The organism is Streptomyces sp. AC558_RSS880, from assembly GCF_019049255.1.
Classification (GTDB): domain Bacteria; phylum Actinomycetota; class Actinomycetes; order Streptomycetales; family Streptomycetaceae; genus Streptomyces.
Map to the genome: position 1 here is coordinate 1 of NZ_JAGMUJ010000134.1, position 15842 is coordinate 15842.

A 15842-nucleotide genomic window follows, 5' to 3' on the forward strand; every position below is an offset into this window, starting at 1 on the left:
GCGTCTGCTCCAGCGAGCAACTCCCGTGGTCCTTCCTCACCCACACCGGCCTGATCATTCACCCCTCACCACCACAGAACTAACGAAAAACTCAGTAGAGGTCGTCTCACCTGGTGTGATCGTCAGGTTGGGTGCCGTGATGGCGATGGTGGAGCGTCTGGTGCCGGACGCGTTGGGGGAGTTGTTCCAGCGGGTGGTGCCGGCCGCTCCGGTGAGGCCGCAGGGTGGGGGCCGACGCCGGTATGGGGACCGACAGGTGCCGGCGGCCATAGTGTTCGTGGCCACGACAGGCTGCACGTGGCGGCAGCTGCCGCCGGGCTTCGGCCCGTCCGGGCCGACTACGCACCGCCGCTTCACCGAGTGGAGCCAGGCCCGTGTGTGGGGCAAACTCCACCGCCTGGTCCTGGACGAGCCCGGCGCCAGAGGCGAGCTGGACTGGTCGCGGTGCGCGATCGACTCGGTGAACATGCGCGCGACGAAAGGGGGGCTTGACGGGTCCGAATCCCGCAGATCGCGGCAAGAAAGGTTCAAAGATCCACTTGATCACCGAGCGGACCGGTCTGCCCCTGTCGATCGGTATCTCCGCCGCGAACACGCACGACAGCCAGGGACTCGAACCCCTGGTACGGGGCATACCCCCCGTTCGTTCCCGGCGCGGGCCCCGCCGACGGCGGCCCGCCAAGCTCCATGGAGACAAGGGCTACGACTACGACCACCTGCGGAAATGGCTTCGCTCGCGCAACATCACCCCGCACCTCGCCCGCAGAGCCATCGAGTCCTCCCAGAAGCTGGGCCGCCACCGGTGGACCGTGGAGCCAACGGTGGCGTGGCTGTTTGGGTGCCGTCGCCTGCACCGCCGCTACGAGCGCAAGGCCGAGCATTTCCTGGCCTTCACCGGTATCGCGGCCACCCTGATCTGCTTCCGCCGACTCGGCGGCTGAGCCGTCCCCTATGATCTCGATCATGGGCAACTTCTCCTGAGCGGACCGCGACGGTCCACAGACATCCGCCCGGCAGGTGCCGGGTCCCGTCAGCGTGCCCGCACGCTCACCTCAGGAGACACGACCACACCATGTCCATTCACTCTGCCCGTTCCGCCCTGGACGACCGCATCGCACGCCTGCGACAGCTCGCCCACGCCGACACCCGGCTGGAGGGCGTACTGCTCTACGGCTCGTGGACCGTGGGCGAGGCCGACGCCCATTCCGACATCGAGGCATACCTCTACATCCAGGACGACCGCCTCACCGACTTCGACGGCCCAGCCTTCCTGGCACAGCTCGCACCGCTCCAGCTCGCCTACACCAACATGTACGGCATCCTCGCCGTCGTCTTCGACGATCTGATGCGCGGCGAGTTCCACCTCACCCCCGCCGGTCCAGGCATCGACGAAGTCCCCTCCTGGCAAGGCCTGGTGCACCTGCCCCGCCCCGACAGCGCCGTCCTGCTGGACCGCACCGGCCGGCTCACCCGGGCCGCCCGGCAGCTGGCCACCTTCCAGCCGCCCGAGCCGGTGACCACCGCCCAGCAGCTCACCGACGAGCTGGCCAACTGGACGCTCATGCTCGCCCATGTACTGGCCCGCGGCGAGATCGCCCGCGCCCACGCCCTGTTGCACACCGTCATCGCACCCCAGCAACTCCAGCTCTGCCGCCTGTTGCGCAACAGCACGGCCCACTGGCTCACCCCCAGCCGCGCGCTCGAACAGGACCTGCCCGACACCGACCGCCACCGCTACACCGCCACCACAGCTGCCGCCCGCGACCAGGACGTGCGCACGGCGGCACGCAACAGCTGGCGCTGGAGCCGCGACCTGGCTTCCGAGGCCGCCGACCGCTGGACCATCCGCCTGCCGCACGAACTCCACGAACACATCAGCAGCCGCCTGAACGACCATCGCTGACCACATCCGTCTGGGGCCACCGGACCCGATCCAGTGGCCCCAGCCTGACGGCCCTGACGGCCCTGGCCACCGCACAACGCCAAATGGGATCACCTCTTATGACGACGAGTCGATCGGCCTGGCGGGCATCGCGGTCGATGCACTGTGCGGCCCGCAGGTGATGTCGGGCTCGTCCTGCGAGTCCAGCGGGCCGGAGATTTTGTGCTGAGCCGCCCGGTGATGGTGGCCGAAGCGTGGGCCGACTGTTGCCGGGATACCTCGGAGGGCTGCATTCCCCAACGAGAGTGGAAGACCTTCGAGTGGTAGGTACGGCGGGGCCGGCGGCGAGGACGCGATCGTGAAGCCGGGATGTGGCTCGACAACAAGCGGGCGGGGAAGCTGACCGAGCAGCGCCGTGCCGACCTCGACAATGCGCTGGTGAGGCTGTCAGAGCCTCATGGAACAGTTACTCGCCATGGACACCGACATGTTCTGGCGCCTCATCGAAAACGCACGCGCAGCCGACACTCCGCTCCACGAGGCACTCATCAGCCTGCTGGCCGCACGGGGTACGGAGCAGGTTCTCGCCTTCCAGGCTCGGTTCGACGTGCTGGATACCGCAGTAGACCGGTGGGACATATGGGCGGCCGGCTACCTCATCGGCGGGGGCTGCTCGGACGACCGGTTCATGGACTTCAAAGCCGGCCTGATCGCTCTGGGCCGCACCTGGTACGAGCGCGCCGCGGACTGCCCCGACGACCTTGCCGAACACCCCGATATCCGGCACGCGACAGTGGCTGGGGTCGACGAGGCCGTGTTCTACGAGGAGATGGGCTTCGTGACCGTGGCCGCCTACGGACGGATCACCGGCGACGAAGACGGCTTCTATCCCGCCCTCGACCGCTACCGCGCCCACCACGGCGTGGGCGAAGACCAGCCCCACGACATGGGCGCGGATTTCGACTTCGACGACGCCCAGGAGATGCGACGGCGTCTCCCCCGCCTGGCCGACCTCTTCCTCAAGGAGGCGCAGCGGTGAACAGCCGGCCGCCCTTCTTCCGCTACCACCCCGACCCGGTCGCCACCGGCGACATGGGCGCGTGACCGAACCTTTCAAACCACCGCAGGTCGACTTCGACGACCCGATCGCGGCCGCCGAGAGCGGCCGGCTGGCCGATCTGCTGCTGCGGCAGGTGGAAAGGGCCAAGCAGTGCCGGACCGCATCGAGGCCATAACACGGGACGGCGCGAGCTGGCCGTGGGGCCACCGTGGCGCGCGGCCACGTCAGCAGCCGGTACCGTTCGTGCCGGCGGCCCCCAGTATGGCTTTGGCCCTCACAGCTGCTCCCCTCGCAGGACCTTCGGCCCGTCGAGACGGTCACGCAGGTGAGCAACGGCCTTGTCCGGCTCGCCCTGGAGCACCAGATGCTCGGCGTACGCGACGGCGCCGTTCACCGTCCCGTCGTGGGCCTTGCTGCCGGCCAGGACACAGGCCTCATCCCCGCGGTCGTAGTCCGACAGGAGTTCCGCCAGGCGCCGCGTGACGTACCCGGTCACGGGCCCGGCGTGCGCATCGCCCGTAAGGGCATCGAGTCCGGCGAGCGATGGGGGCGACGCCGCTGGGTGATCGAGCGCACCATGTCATGGCTGTCCGGCTACCGGCGGCTCGGCCCGCGCTACGAACGCGATCCCCGCAACCAGCTGGCCCTTCTCGGCCTCGCCGCCGCCCTGTGCTGCTACAAGCGGCTCCTCAATCTCACCACGTGGGACACGGTCTGGATCCGGCGTTTACTGCGGCACCACACTTCTCGTAACAGCTACGCCGGACGATCGTGTAGTGCTGGTGGCGCCCAGGGCTGAGGACATCACCGTTGGGTCCGGGCGGCGGCGTCATGCCGGGTGGATGAGGCGGCTTTCGTAGGCGAAGATCACGGCCTGTATCCGGTCGCGGAGTTCGAGCTTTTGCAGGATCCGCCCCAGATGGGACTTCACGGTCGCCTCCGCGAGGTACAGGGCGGCCGCGATCTCGGTGTTGGACAGGCCGCGGCCCACCTGGACGAGTACCTCGCGCTCGCGGGCGCTGAGCCGTCTCAGCCGCTCGTCGCGGTCGGCGCTGCCGCCATCGGGGATGTGCGGGCAGAGGTTCTCCAGCAGGCGGCGGGTGATCCGCGGGGAGACCACCGCGTCGCCCGCGGCCACGCTGCGTATGGCGGTGAGCAGTTCCTCGGGCCTGGTGTTCTTCAGCAGGAAGCCCGAGGCTCCGGCGTTGAGTCCGGCGAAGGCGTATTCGTCGAGGTCGAAGGTGGTGAGGATCAGCACTCTGCTCTGCGGGGAGAACCGGATGACCTGTCGGGTCGCCTCGATCCCGTCGGTCCCGGGCATCCGGACGTCCATGAGGACGACATCGGGGCGCAGCTCCCGGGCGAGGCGTACGGCCTCCATGCCGTCCGCGGCTTCGCCGACCGGTGCCATGTCGGGCTGGGCCTCCAGGACCGTGCTGAAGGCCATACGGAGCAGCGCTTCGTCGTCGGCGATCAGGATGCGGATCGTCATGCGGATACCTCTCCGCTGCTGCTGAGGTCGAGACGGGTATGGACTCCCCAGCCGCCGCCCGGGAGCGGTCCGGCCTGCAGCTTTCCCCCGTAGGCGGCCGCGCGCTCGCGCATGCCGGGGATGCCGTGGCCGGCTGGCGTGGCGCCGGGGAGGGGCGGACAGGGGCCGCTGTCGGTGACGTCCACCGTCACGGTCTCGGCTGAGCACCGCACCCGGACCTCCGCGTGTGTGCCGGGGGGTGTGTGCTTGAGGGTGTTGGTCAAGGCTTCCTGCACCAGGCGGTAGACGGTCAGTTGTGCGGTGGCGGGAATGTGGGTGTGCCCGCCCTGGACCTCGAGTCGGGTGGGCAGCCCGGCGGCGCACATCTGGTCGGCGAGGGCCGCCAGTTGTGCGATGCCGGGCAGCGGGTGGCGCTCCGCGTCCGGTTCGTCGGTCCGCAGGATGCCCAGGGATCGCCGCATGTCGGTCAGAGCCTGCCGGCCTGTCTCGGAGATCTGGAGCATCGCGGTGGTTGCCTTGTCGGGCGACCGGTGCTGCGCGTAGACGGCGGCGTCGGTGAGCGCGACCATGACGGACAGGTTGTGGGTGACGATGTCGTGCATCTCCCGGGTGATACGTGTCCTCTCCTCGGCGACGGCCAGCCGCGCCTGCTGGTCCCGCTCTCGCTCCAGGCGTGCGGCCCGTTCCTCCAGGGCCGCGAGGTAGACGCCCTTGGTCCGCACATTCACACCCAGGACGGCGGCGGCGACGACCATCGCGGTCGCCGCGACGAACGTGGTCGGAAATGCTCCTTCCGCCGCCCAGCGCAGACAGGCCAGCAGGACCCCTGCCTCCACGATGGCACCGGCGACAAGTGTGCCGCGCCGGCCAGAGTTCGCGGCCACCGTGTAGAGCGCTATCAGCAAGGCGATGTCCGCCAGCAGTTGGACGTCCATCAGCCACTGGACGAAGGCCGCGGCTGCAACCGCGCCGAACACCATCAGCGGGGCCCGGCGCCGCCACACCAGGGGCAGCGCGAGGGCGGCGGTGAGGGCCACGGCCACTGGCAGTTCTTGGAGCAGGCGCGTGGTCAGGATGTTGACGAGGAGCAGCGTCGGCAGCAGCGAGTCCCACACCATGGGCGGCAGCCGGGAGCCCCGGCGCCGGGCGGCACTCACCAGGCGCACCGCACGTGCGGAGGCAAGGTCGGCGTACCTCGTCAGCCGCACCCGGCCCTGGTAACGCACCGGGTGGGCATTGCCGGACTCTGCGGCTGCCTCGGTCATCGCGCTTTCCTGTCGATTCAGCATCATGGTGGCTCCGGCCGGGGCCGCCACCGCGTGCAGCCCGAGCCGGGTCGGGTACGGGGAGCGAAGCCCCGCGCCACCCCGGCGTGTACCGCGGTCTCGTCACGGTCCACGGTAGGCCGCAGTCCCGCGGAACACATGAGTCCACCGTCTGATGGCACCGTGCCGAGATACGACCGCAGGAGGAGTCCCGCTACCTCCCGGAGTCGCAAAGCGGCCGCTGACCTGGCGTGCTCGATTGCGACTGCGGTTGCAGGGGACGTGCGTCTGATGGCGACTGCGGTCGCACGCGACGGCTACCCGGGATCGATGTGGCAGCGGGTACCCCGCGCCGAGGATGGCCGGGTGAACGAGATCATCACGGGACTGCACATGTCCCCCCTGGAAAGCCTTGCCTTGCTGGGTGCCGTCACGCTGGTGGTGGCGCGCTGGCTTCCCCCCGCCGCCCGCCCACGCGTCACGATCGCGGCGGGAGCGGTTTTCGTGCTGTCCGCGCTTGTGCTGAGTGTGGCGGGGATCCGCTGGCAGATGCTGCCGGTACTGGCAGGGGCGGCCTTGGCGTTGCCGTTCGCCGTCTCTCCTGTGCTGCGACGACGTACCGGCCGGCCGACTCGGCGGGCCCGATGGTGGCTGGCGTTGCCGGGATCGGTGGCCTGTATCGGCCTGATCGCCGCGGGCCCGGCGGCCGCCTGGGCCTTTCCCGTACCCGTGTTCCCCGAGCCGTCAGGCCACTTCGCGGTCGGCACCCGCGTGATGCAGTGGACCGACCCGCACCGTCCCGAGACCGCGACTGCCGACCCGCACGACCGGCGCACGGTCGTGGTCCAGCTCTGGTACCCGGCGCGGCAGAGCCCCGCGGGCGCGCAGCGGGCCCAGTACCTCGGACGCACGGAGCACGAGGCGCGCACCGTCTCCGACGCCCTCGCGCGCTATTCCAGCCTGCCCGGCTTCCTGCTCGACGGCGTCCCGCGTGCCCACACCCACTCGGTCTTCAACGCCCCGGTGGCCGACAGGGGCGGACGATTCCCGGTCGTACTGTTCTCCCCAGGGCTGGGGGGAGTACGCACCCAGAACACCGCCTGGGCGGAGGAACTGGCCGGCCACGGCTATGTGGTCGCCGCCCTCGACCACCCGTACGACTCCGCCGCCGTCGTCCTCGCAGACGGCCGAACGATCAACACCAAGATCGCCTCCACCGGCGACGACGACGAGGACGACAAGCGGGCCGTCGAAACAACGAGGGTTCGGGCCGCCGACCTCAGCTTCGTCCTCACTCAGCTGGGCCGTCTGGACCGAGGCGAGAGCGCGGGCCCGCTGACCGGACGTCTGGACACCGGCCGAGTCGCGGTGACCGGCCACTCCCTGGGCGGCGGTGCCGCCCTGCAGGCGGCCCGCCAGGACCTCCGGTTCGACGCCGTCATCAATCTGGACGGCTACCCCCGCGACCCCGACCTGCGCCCCTTCCACCAGCCCGCGCTCGCGCTCACCCAGGCCATCAGCCCGGAAACCGACGCGCGCTACATACCTCGCCTCACCAAGGTCCTCAAGCTCAGCACCGCGACGAGCTACCGGCTCACCATCCCCGGCGCCGCACACCTCACCTTCATGGACGGCCCCCTGTACCTGCCGCCGGTGCCCTCGATCGTCGGGTCCCTCGGCCGCACCGAGAGCCCCCGTGTCGTCGCCGCGACCACGCTCGCCTTCCTGGACACCACTCTGCGGCACAAACCCGGTGACCTGGCCGGCGTTCTGTCGGCCTACGGCGACCTCAGCGTCTACCGCCCGGGCAACAGCCGCTGATCAGCTGTGCCGCGGCAGCCGACGGGCACGGCCGTTCCCCTGTCGAGGACGAAGTTCTGCCGGGCGGTCGTCAGCCAGCCGAAGACGGTGGAGGGGCCACCGGCGCGAACCCCGGAGGAGGAGCCAGGTCAGGGGACGAGGACGAGGCCCGTCACGGCCATCGCGCACGCAGTGAAGCCCGTGATCACCATCCACACGGCCTGGCGGACATGCTCCTCGCGGCTTTTCCGCTCCCTGCGTACCGCGGACATCGTGCCCATGTGGACCTTCTTCGCCACACGCGGCAGCCGTACCAGCGGGTACGTCTCGCCCACGACATGCAGGGGGTTGGGCCCGACACCCGTGATGTGCCGGGCCTGTGAGCCGCCCGCCGCCGGGTACTCGTAGTAGGCGCGCAGGGTGTCGGTGTGGACCAGCGGCTCCAGTGCGACCAGGACCGCGGGGACCTCGACGCCCGTCTCCTCCAGTTCCCTCGCCTCACGGAGCGCGGCCCTCTCGCCGCCGAGGTTCAGCAGACCGAACAAGAGCAGGCCGCCGCCCGCCAGGACGAACGCGCCGAGCACCAGGATGACCATGTCCACAGCAAGGACCGTACGCCAGCGGGATACCCGCCGGGAACCCCCGCCCCTTACGATCGCACGCATGCCGATCACCTCGTCCGTACCCGTCCTCCTGGACGACCAGGGCACCGAGCTTCGCTCCGACGACGCCGGGCTGCTCATACGCCGCCCCCACGAGGAGGTCCGAATCCCCCTGGCCGCCGTCGCGCACGTGCACGCGAACGGACGGGTGGTGGCCGTGGAACTGACGGCCCCGGCCGGGACCGAGCCGACCCGGTACCGGATCGAGGGAGTGAGCCGCGCCTCGGGCACCGCCTTCGAGGAAGCGGTGAACGGCTCGCTGCCCGAACGCCCCGCCGACGAGGACCCGGTGGACGGCTCGACGCTCGTGACGGTCACGCCCCGGGCCGGCGCGCGCGCCGGCCGGGAGGAGGACGACGAGCAGGACGCGGAGCCGCTGCAGCCGGCCGAGCTCGTCATCCGCTGCACGATGGCCGCGGTCGGCCTCGGACTGGTCGCCCTCTCCGCGGGCGTGGTCGTCGCCGGGGACCATGTGAGCCGCGCGCTCGCGGTGCTGCTGCTCGGCGGCACCGGCCTGGCGATCGGCCGGGCGGCGGTCCGCACGGTGGCCATCCTGTGGAACAAGTGGTACCTGCCCCGCCACGGCATCACGATCGAGGCGCAGCCCGTCCTCATCCACGGCCGTGTCAACTACGGCTACACCGCCACCGACGGCAGGCTCCGCCCCGCCCCCACCCCCGACGGCGTGCGCGGGGAGGCGTACCACGTCGCCTACCATCCCAAGTACCCCGCTCGCGTGGTCGCGTGCCAGAGCCTGGGTGCCGTCTTCAAGTGGCTGCCTGTGCCGGTCGTCTTCACGGCCCTCACCGTCCTCTTCGGCTGGAGCGCCGTCGCCCTCGCCCTCCCCGCCTTCCGCTGAAGCGCCCGTGTACGAGCACCGTCCACCCCGCCGCAGGCGCCGCCGGCGCCTGCCTCGCGGCCATGGCCTCATGCTCTGGTGCCTCGAAAGTCCTCCTGGCCACCGGAGGGCGCTGTCGCGTTGGCTGACCGGGTGGGATGATCTTCTGGTTGATCGTGCTGGAGCAGGCTGTCCGTGGAGGCCGTGTCGCCGTCGTACAAGGGCCACCGGTATCCGGTCGAGGTCATCTTCCGCTGCGTGTGGCTGTACCACCGCTTCCCGCTGTCGTACCGACAGGCTTCGCTCCCACGGCGCGGCCCACCGCGAGGTCATGCCCTTCGTCGAGCACCGGCAGTCGTAGTACCTCAACAACCGGGCGGAGAACAGCCACCAGCCCACGCGGCAGCGCGAACGAGCGACGAAAGGCTTCCGCTCCGTGGGCGGAGCCCAGCGGTTCCTGTCCGCGTTCGGCGGCATCTCGCCCCACTTCCGGCCCCGCGTACTCGAGCAGGCACCCCAGCGCCCGCACGGACGGATGGGAGCCCCAGCAGCGCCGCGTCCGTTCTCCCTCCGCCTGCCGGGCCGGGGGCGTCGCCGGGAGTGTCCGGGGCCAGGACGGCGGCGGGGCGGGGCGTGCGGGCGGGCCAGGATCATCTTTTCCTGGTCGCCGGGATTGACCCTCGACGTACCCCAAGTCACCGCTGCCCTGAACTCGGCGCCTGAGTTCCGGACATACGCCGAGCAGACCGACAGCCCGGGGCAGCGCAAGGCTGCCCCGCTGCGACACGCATCAGCCCTCCGGGATGCCGGCCGGGCAGGCCGCAGCCCCGCGTGCGGGCCGAGCCTGCTGGATGTGCCGCTGGGCAAAGGGCAGAGATGCCGTCGAGGACGACGTCGAGGCGGCGGGTCCAGCGCTGCTCGGCCTGCGACCGGCGACGGCGCTGGTGTTCCGTGCCGAGGCGTTTGAGCTCGCGGCGTACGCGTTCTCCCATCGATGTCGGCTGTCCGGCTTTCAGCGCCGCCTGCTTCCAGGTCAGTCCGGTCGTCGCGTAGCAGTCGGCGACCTTGCGCTCGTCCGGGGACAATCCGGCCAGGACCCCGTCCACTTCCTCTCGGCCTGGCGACTCTTCTTCTGCCGTCGCGCTGCCCGCCAGGAGATCGGCCTTGTCCAGCACGAGGACGCCCTGTCAGGTTCGTCCCCACAGCTCGGTATCCGCCGATGTGGCGGCCCGGTGGGCGGTCCCGGACGCGTTCGCCGACGAGATCTCCCTGGTCGGCCGCGCGGACGGATCGCCGGGCGGCTGGAATTGTGACGGAAGGGGCCGGTGACCGACCTCCTGGCCCCGCGCCCGACCCGCACGCCCTGCGCGTCCTCGCCGAACTGAACTCCCGGTGAGCGGCGGTCACCAGAAGATCGCGATCGCCTCCAGCGTCACCTCGCGGGTGTCCTCCCGCCAGCCGGTCATCTTGCCGAGGCAGCGGGCCGTGAACGTGCCGTCCGGGATGGAGCGGCGCGCGTTCCCGGGGGCTACGACGCGCATGTGGACGGGGGGCTGCTCGTCGCCGTACTCGGCCCGCAGGACGAATCCCTCCGTCACGTCCGGCACGCGCGAGAACATGCCTTTGACCGAGACGAATTCGCCGATGCGGCTCAGGGTCACCGCACGGCCGTCGGCCAGGTTGTCGGCGAGGTTCCGGTTCGGGACGACGGTCAGTGTGGTCAGGTCGGCGTGGACGATGGCGTCGGCCCGGTCGAAGGCCTCCATGACCACGCCGATCACGTTGATCGGTTTGTCCTTGCGCACGAACTTGCGGAACGTCTCCTGGCTGACGTCCCGCTTCAGCCGGAACCGGAACAGCCACGTCAGCACCCGGCTCCAGAAGCCGACGCTCGTGTCGACCTTCGTCCGCAGCTCGACGGCCTCCTCCAGCGCGGACCGATAGTTGCCGAGCTCGTACAGGTCCATCACGGCCTGCTCGTCGAGGTACAGGCAGATGCTGTACGCCGACTGCCAGCGTCGCAGGTGCCTGCGCCGCTCCCGGGCATGGCGCGCCAGGATCACCGCGAGCACCACCACGCCGGCGGCCGTCACCAGCCAGACCGTCATCCACGGCCACCAAAGGCTCCACCACAGTGCGTCAGTGACAGCCACGGATCTCCTTGAAAGCCTCGGAAAGGGACGAGTCGGCGGCTTCCACCATCCGTCCGCCCGTCCTCGCCGCCGCGCGCCGCAGTTCGCCTGCGTCGGCCTCGCCGAAGTGGACGGGGTAGGTGGGGACGGCGGCGCGCACGGCGGCGGGCAGCGCCTTGTGGCGGCGTACGAACTCGGCGTAGGACAGGCCCGCGTTGTTCTCGCCGTCCGTCATCAGGACGAGTGAGACGGAGCGGTCGGGGTCGGCGGCCAGTTCAAGGGCGGCGGTGCGGTAGCCGTGGTCGAGGGCGGACCATACGGCGGTGGCGTCGCCGTAGCCGCCCCGGGCGACGGTGCCGGCGAGGGCGGTCAGATCCTTCGGGCCGGTGACGGTGACGGTCGTCTGCTCCAGCACCCGGCCGCCGAACCGGACGACGGTCAGTCGCTCGCCCCGGTAGAAGCGGGTGAACTTGCCGGAGGCGGAGGGGTCCGCGCCGCTGAGTCCGGCGAAGGCCTCGCGCAGGGCGGCCATCCGGGCGCCGCGCATCGAGCCGGAGAAGTCGAGCAGGAAGACCACCTGGCTCGTGGTGCGGCGGTCGGGGTCGCCGTAGTCCGCCAGCAGCGTTTCGACGACGGCCGGTTGGTCGGGGTAGAAGAGCGCGTTGCCGACCGGTTCGCGCAGCCGCGCGTCCCGGGTGACCGTCGTGGTCACGGGGCGGCGCACCGTGTGCCGCATGATCTGCCGCTGCACCGAGTCGCGCCGCAGCCACCGCGTGACCTTGTCGTACGCGGCGCGGTGGGCCGGGTTCAGCAGGAGCAGCGGGAAGTCCGCCAGGACCATGCCGTCCTCGGGGCGAATGACCTCCAGGTGGTCGTCGAGGCGGCCGGAGGCGTTGAGGGCGAGCAGATCGGACTCGTACGTGATGAGGGCGTTGGCCTCGTCCTGGTGGTCGACGTAGGTGTCGACGAGGGCGGGGCCGGTGTCGGCGGTGAGGGCCTGGCCGGAGCGGAAGCCGCGCAGCCGGTCGCAGGAGACGTCTTCGGGGCGTAGCGCGGCTCCGGTGCCGGCCGCGGCGGTGGCGACGCCGACGAGGGCGGCGAGCCCGCTGCCGGCGTGCCGGGGGTCGGCCATACCGAAGCGGACGGTGCCGGTGGCGGCAGCGTCCGCGATGTCCGCCCAGGTGAGCCGGGAGCCGGGCACCCGGGCGCGAAGCTCGCGTGCCACCTCCGGCTTCAGGCCGATGACGACGGGGGACGTCATGGTGACCGTGCGCTGCAGCCCTCGGATCGCACGTCTGTCGGTGAGACGCAGATAGTGGTCGGAGGACAGCCACGCGAGGTCGTACCGGTCGCGGTCCGGGGTCTTCGTCTCGGCGTCGGCCCGGGGGTGCAGGCGCAGGTCGACGCCGGTCTCGTCCTTCAACTCGTCCAGCAGAGGCTCCAGTACGGCGAGATCGGGGCCGGCGAGGACGCGCAGCCGGACCGTGTCGTCGCCGCCGTCGCCCGAGCAGGCGGTGAGGAAGGTGGCCACGAGCGCCAGGCAGAGCGCCAGCAGACCCACGCCGCGCCTCACGGGCTACCGGTCCGGTCCGGGCAATCGCCGACGATCTCGATCATCTTCTCCAGCAGGGGCAGGCTGGGCAGGACCGCGCGGGTGTCGTCGGAGGAGGTGGTGGGCACCGGGATGTGCCGCTCGGTGAGGAACCGGGTGAGTTCGTCGCTGCTCGCACCGCTGGCGGCGCTACGGGCCCGGAAGCCCAGCTCCATGGCGCGGTGCTGGAGTTCGGGGTCCTCGCTGACCAGTTCCCCGAGCCGCGCGCCGTCGCCGGTCAGTGCGACGAGTTGGGGTTCGGTGACGAAGCGCGTGGACGGGTAGAGCAGGACGCGCTCGTCGTCGGTCTCGCCCTTCTGCGCCTCGTGCCGTAGCTGGTGGGCGAGGAACTGGTGCTCGTAGATCACCGAGATCGGGGCGATGCCCTGCCCGTCGGGGGACAGGTACGTCTCGGCCCGTTCGGAGGACGGCAGGCCCTGTTCGACGAGGAGCGGCTTGATCTTCCGGGCGAGTCGCTCGGCCTCGGCCTCGCTGTCCGGTGCGTCGTTCCCGTGCTCGACGAAGGCCACGAGTCCGAGGTAGGTACCGGCGGAGTTGGCCTCGCAGATGTCCGAGGTCTGGGCGAGGATCTTGTTGCCGTTGCGGACGTGGTTCTTGTCGTCGATCTCGTCCCAGCGGTAGCCGTCCTCCGGATCACGCTGGACGCCCTTCCTCTTGCCGAGCGCGAGGTCGAGGAACTTCCGCATGTCGAGGGTGTAGTACATCGGCGGGCCGCCCGAGCCCGGCAGGCGCTTCGCGACGCCTTCCGCCGCGAGCACCTCGGCGTAGTCCCGGTAGGTGGCCAGCACGATGGGGCTGACGAAGGGGCGGTACAGCAGCACCGGACGGTTCGCCCGGGCGCGCTCCCGGTTGATCAGGTCGGCGGCCGGCTGGCCGGAGGGAAAGACGACGTCGTATCCGTCGTAGTCCTGCTTGGCGATCTCACGCGAGCCCATGCTCGTGATGTGCACGCGGAAGCCGTGCTTCATGAGGAGCCGCTCGACTTCGGGGTCCTGGAAGAAGTCCCTCTTGGAGGCCATCTTGGCCTCAATGGTGACCACCTGCCGCACCGGCAGCAGCAGGTTCCCGGAGGCCACGAGCAGGACCAGCCCGATGACCGGGACGGGCAGCGCCGCTGCCAGCGCTCTGCGCAGGTGACGGCGCGGGGGTCTGGTAACGGTTAACCGCGGCTCTTCGGCAGCGGGTCTGTTCTCGGGCACCTGTGTTCTCCCCCTGACACCTGCGTTCTCCCCGTGTGGCCGGGCCAGGATCGTCGGCGATGGTGGTGTACCCCGAATGACCTCTCAGGGAACGTCGGTTGAAAGTCCAGGGCATGGACGGCTGGTCCGGGGCGGGGTGTGGGGCGGGGCAGCAGAGCCCCCAAGAGCCGGGTGACTTCTGCCACGGTGAAGCGGAAGGTGCCGGTGGTGTCGTTCCCGCGGCCCCCTTCCGGTGGCCCGGGCTGCGACGACGGTCAGGAAGGCATGGGCGAGCACGGCCAGGGTGATGTGCCGGTACCGGCCCGGATGACGGCGGACCGTCACGGCCCTGGCGGCGTTCCTCAGCCCGAGCGAAGTCGAGTCGGTACCGCGGTAGTTGGTCTACGGGGCCACAGCTCTGTGTGAAGCTTTCCCCATGACTCACCCGCGTGAAGAAGTCAGGGCCAGGCTGCAGACCGATCGCCCGCACTCCGCCCGTGTCTGGAACTACCTGTTGGGAGGCAAGGACAACTACCCCGTCGACAGCGAGGCCGGTGAGGTCATCCTGAAGACCTTCCCGGAGTTCGCCGCCGTCGCGCGGCTGCAGCGGAGGTTCCTCGCGCGCGCCGTGCGCTTCCTTGCGGGCGAGGCCGGCGTCCGCCAGTTCCTCGACATCGGCACCGGACTGCCCACCGCCGACAACACACACGAACTGGCCCAGCGCATCGCGCCGGAGAGCCGCATCGTGTACGTCGACAACGACCCCCTCGTCCTGGTGCACGCGCAGGCCCTGCTCACCAGCAGCGTCGAGGGTGCCTGCGCCTACGTCGACGCCGACGTCAGGGACCCGGAACGCATTCTCGCCGAAGCAGCGAAGACCCTGGACCTCAGCCGCCCGGTCGCCCTGACCATGTTGGGCATCATGGGGCAGATCTCTGACGCCGAGCGCCCCGCCGACCTGGTGAGCACGCTGCTGTCGGCCCTGCCCTCGGGCAGCTACCTGGCCCTGAGCGACGGCACGAACACCAACGAGGCACTCAACACCGCGGTCGGGGTCTACAACGGGCAGTCGGCCAACACCTACCACCTGCGGTCACCGCAGGAGATCGCCTCCTTCTTCGCCGGGCTGGAGCTGGTGGAGCCGGGAGTCGTGCCCACGGCCGCCTGGCGCCCGGACGCCGACCGGGCCGAGGAGGACACGGCCGACGTCTCCGTCTGCGGTGTCGCGGTCAAGAAGTGACCCGGCCTGCCGCTCGGTAGTCCCTCGGAGGCACCCCGTAGCGCCGGCGGAAGGCACTGCTGAAGTGGAAAGGGCCGGCGCAACCGGACGCCTCGGCCACCCGGGCGACCGGCAGCACGGTGCTCCACAGCAGCCGCGCGGCGTGCCACAGGCGGGTCTGTCCTGTGTTTGGCTCTGTCTCACAGTCGACCGAATGTGAGACAGAGCCGAACGTCTCACAGTCCCCCACCCACATATCGTCGCTCCACGCTGAGGTGGTGGGGGCCAGGAACCGGGTGACCTGGCGGAGCAGGCCGGCGGCCTTGCGTGGACGCTTGTTGCAGTCGGGTCGCTGCGGCAGGGAGGCGAAGAGGTGCCGCGGGTGGGTGTGGGCGTGCCGGAGCCACTTGGCCTCGGAGGGGAAGCCGGGCATGGCCCGCATCATGACGAGGGTGAGCGGTTCGGCATCGCTCGGGCGAGGTGCGACGCCGACCGGCGGGCGCCGACCGGCGGGCGCCGACCGGCGGGCGCCGAGGTGCCAGGTCCGGACGGCCCTTCAACAGGTCGTCGGTCATTGCATGGAGCGCAGTCGCGAGAGTGTCCAGGTTGTTCGTCACAAAACGGTCTTGGTCGCTCTCGTCCCCGTCTTCACAGCCTCCCCTTGATCGTCCGAGGACGCGCCGCGGGGTGGCCGATGATTTT

General features: G+C 70.5%; 16 protein-coding genes and 2 pseudogenes. 9 read left to right on the top strand and 9 right to left on the bottom strand.

Going from position 1 to position 15842, the window contains the following annotated elements:
• Window positions 1-145 precede the first annotated feature (145 nt).
• The 4 genes from KUM38_RS32240 (at window position 146) to KUM38_RS43085 (ending at window position 3117) form a co-directional block, all read left to right on the top strand.
• Window positions 146-941, top strand: a protein-coding gene (locus KUM38_RS32240; protein ID WP_374227115.1) for an IS5 family transposase whose coding sequence is annotated in 2 segments (ribosomal slippage) — window positions 146-478 and window positions 480-941 — 795 coding nt in all. Because the reading frame shifts where the segments join, the coding sequence is not laid out codon by codon here.
• Window positions 942-1072: 131 nt separating this feature from the next.
• Window positions 1073-1903 (top strand): aminoglycoside 6-adenylyltransferase, encoded by an 831-nt coding sequence (locus tag KUM38_RS32245; protein WP_217134727.1) that lies wholly within the window; start codon window positions 1073-1075, stop codon window positions 1901-1903.
• Between the two features lie 454 nt (window positions 1904-2357).
• Window positions 2358-2921: a DUF4240 domain-containing protein gene (locus KUM38_RS32250; RefSeq protein WP_217134729.1), complete on the top strand. Its 564-nt coding sequence runs from the start codon at window positions 2358-2360 to the stop codon at window positions 2919-2921.
• Between the two features lie 61 nt (window positions 2922-2982).
• Window positions 2983-3117: a hypothetical protein gene (locus tag KUM38_RS43085; RefSeq protein ID WP_302181306.1), complete on the top strand. Its 135-nt coding sequence runs from the start codon at window positions 2983-2985 to the stop codon at window positions 3115-3117.
• 99 nt (window positions 3118-3216) lie between these two features.
• On the opposite strand, the gene KUM38_RS32255 is transcribed toward KUM38_RS43085, so the two are convergent.
• Complete coding sequence (locus tag KUM38_RS32255) at window positions 3217-3438, bottom strand: hypothetical protein (RefSeq protein WP_217134936.1); 222 nt, start codon at window positions 3436-3438, stop codon at window positions 3217-3219.
• A 12-nt stretch (window positions 3439-3450) separates the two neighbouring features.
• On the opposite strand from KUM38_RS32255, the pseudogene KUM38_RS42435 reads away from it, so the two are divergent.
• A pseudogene (locus KUM38_RS42435) lies at window positions 3451-3618 on the top strand (transposase); the annotation flags it as partial.
• Window positions 3619-3771: 153 nt separating this feature from the next.
• On the opposite strand, the gene KUM38_RS32265 reads toward KUM38_RS42435, so the two are convergent.
• Together KUM38_RS32265 and KUM38_RS32270 are read right to left on the bottom strand one after the other, a co-directional pair.
• A complete protein-coding gene (locus KUM38_RS32265) occupies window positions 3772-4434 on the bottom strand; it encodes a response regulator transcription factor (RefSeq protein WP_217134730.1) in 663 nt (220 codons plus the stop codon).
• On the bottom strand, window positions 4431-5552 hold the full coding sequence (locus tag KUM38_RS32270) for a sensor histidine kinase (RefSeq protein ID WP_374227116.1): 1122 nt from the start codon (window positions 5550-5552) through the stop codon (window positions 4431-4433). Before KUM38_RS32270 ends, KUM38_RS32265 begins: the two co-directional genes overlap by 4 nt.
• Window positions 5553-6029: 477 nt before the next feature.
• Between KUM38_RS32270 and KUM38_RS32275 the strand changes: the two genes are divergently transcribed.
• Entirely contained in the window at window positions 6030-7520 is a 1491-nt protein-coding gene (locus tag KUM38_RS32275; RefSeq protein ID WP_217134918.1) for a dienelactone hydrolase family protein, read from the top strand.
• A gap of 128 nt (window positions 7521-7648) precedes the next feature.
• Here KUM38_RS32275 and KUM38_RS32280 read toward each other — a convergent pair whose 3' ends face one another.
• Window positions 7649-8101: a hypothetical protein gene (locus KUM38_RS32280; protein ID WP_217134734.1), complete on the bottom strand. Its 453-nt coding sequence runs from the start codon at window positions 8099-8101 to the stop codon at window positions 7649-7651.
• A gap of 61 nt (window positions 8102-8162) precedes the next feature.
• On the opposite strand from KUM38_RS32280, the gene KUM38_RS32285 reads away from it, so the two are divergent.
• Together KUM38_RS32285 and KUM38_RS42440 are read left to right on the top strand one after the other, a co-directional pair.
• On the top strand, window positions 8163-9020 hold the full coding sequence (locus KUM38_RS32285) for a hypothetical protein (RefSeq protein WP_217134735.1): 858 nt from the start codon (window positions 8163-8165) through the stop codon (window positions 9018-9020).
• Window positions 9021-9270: 250 nt separating this feature from the next.
• Window positions 9271-9495 (top strand): annotated as a pseudogene (locus tag KUM38_RS42440) (DDE-type integrase/transposase/recombinase); the annotation flags it as partial.
• A 199-nt stretch (window positions 9496-9694) separates the two neighbouring features.
• Here the strand turns inward: KUM38_RS42440 and KUM38_RS32295 are convergent.
• The 4 genes from KUM38_RS32295 to KUM38_RS32310 all read right to left on the bottom strand — a co-directional run bounded on the left by KUM38_RS32295 (window position 9695) and on the right by KUM38_RS32310 (window position 13942).
• A complete protein-coding gene (locus KUM38_RS32295) occupies window positions 9695-10174 on the bottom strand; it encodes a hypothetical protein (RefSeq protein WP_217134939.1) in 480 nt (159 codons plus the stop codon).
• Window positions 10175-10402: 228 nt separating this feature from the next.
• A complete protein-coding gene (locus KUM38_RS32300) occupies window positions 10403-11152 on the bottom strand; it encodes a hypothetical protein (protein WP_217134736.1) in 750 nt (249 codons plus the stop codon).
• Complete coding sequence (locus KUM38_RS32305) at window positions 11139-12704, bottom strand: VWA domain-containing protein (RefSeq protein WP_217134737.1); 1566 nt, start codon at window positions 12702-12704, stop codon at window positions 11139-11141. The genes KUM38_RS32300 and KUM38_RS32305 overlap by 14 nt, the downstream gene beginning before the upstream one ends.
• The gene (locus KUM38_RS32310) at window positions 12701-13942 is read right to left on the bottom strand and encodes a hypothetical protein (protein WP_308409107.1); all 1242 of its coding nucleotides are present in this window, start codon (window positions 13940-13942) and stop codon (window positions 12701-12703) included. Before KUM38_RS32310 ends, KUM38_RS32305 begins: the two co-directional genes overlap by 4 nt.
• 415 nt (window positions 13943-14357) lie before the next feature.
• Here KUM38_RS32310 and KUM38_RS32315 point away from each other — a divergent pair, with 415 nt between their 5' ends.
• Entirely contained in the window at window positions 14358-15161 is an 804-nt protein-coding gene (locus tag KUM38_RS32315) for an SAM-dependent methyltransferase (protein ID WP_217134738.1), read from the top strand.
• Here the strand turns inward: KUM38_RS32315 and KUM38_RS43805 are convergent.
• Window positions 15151-15585 carry a helix-turn-helix domain-containing protein gene (locus KUM38_RS43805; RefSeq protein ID WP_374227112.1) on the bottom strand — a complete coding sequence of 145 codons (435 nt, stop codon included), beginning with the start codon at window positions 15583-15585 and terminating at the stop codon, window positions 15151-15153. The two genes, KUM38_RS32315 and KUM38_RS43805, sit on opposite strands and share 11 nt — an antisense overlap.
• Between the last annotated feature and the right edge of the window lie 257 nt (window positions 15586-15842).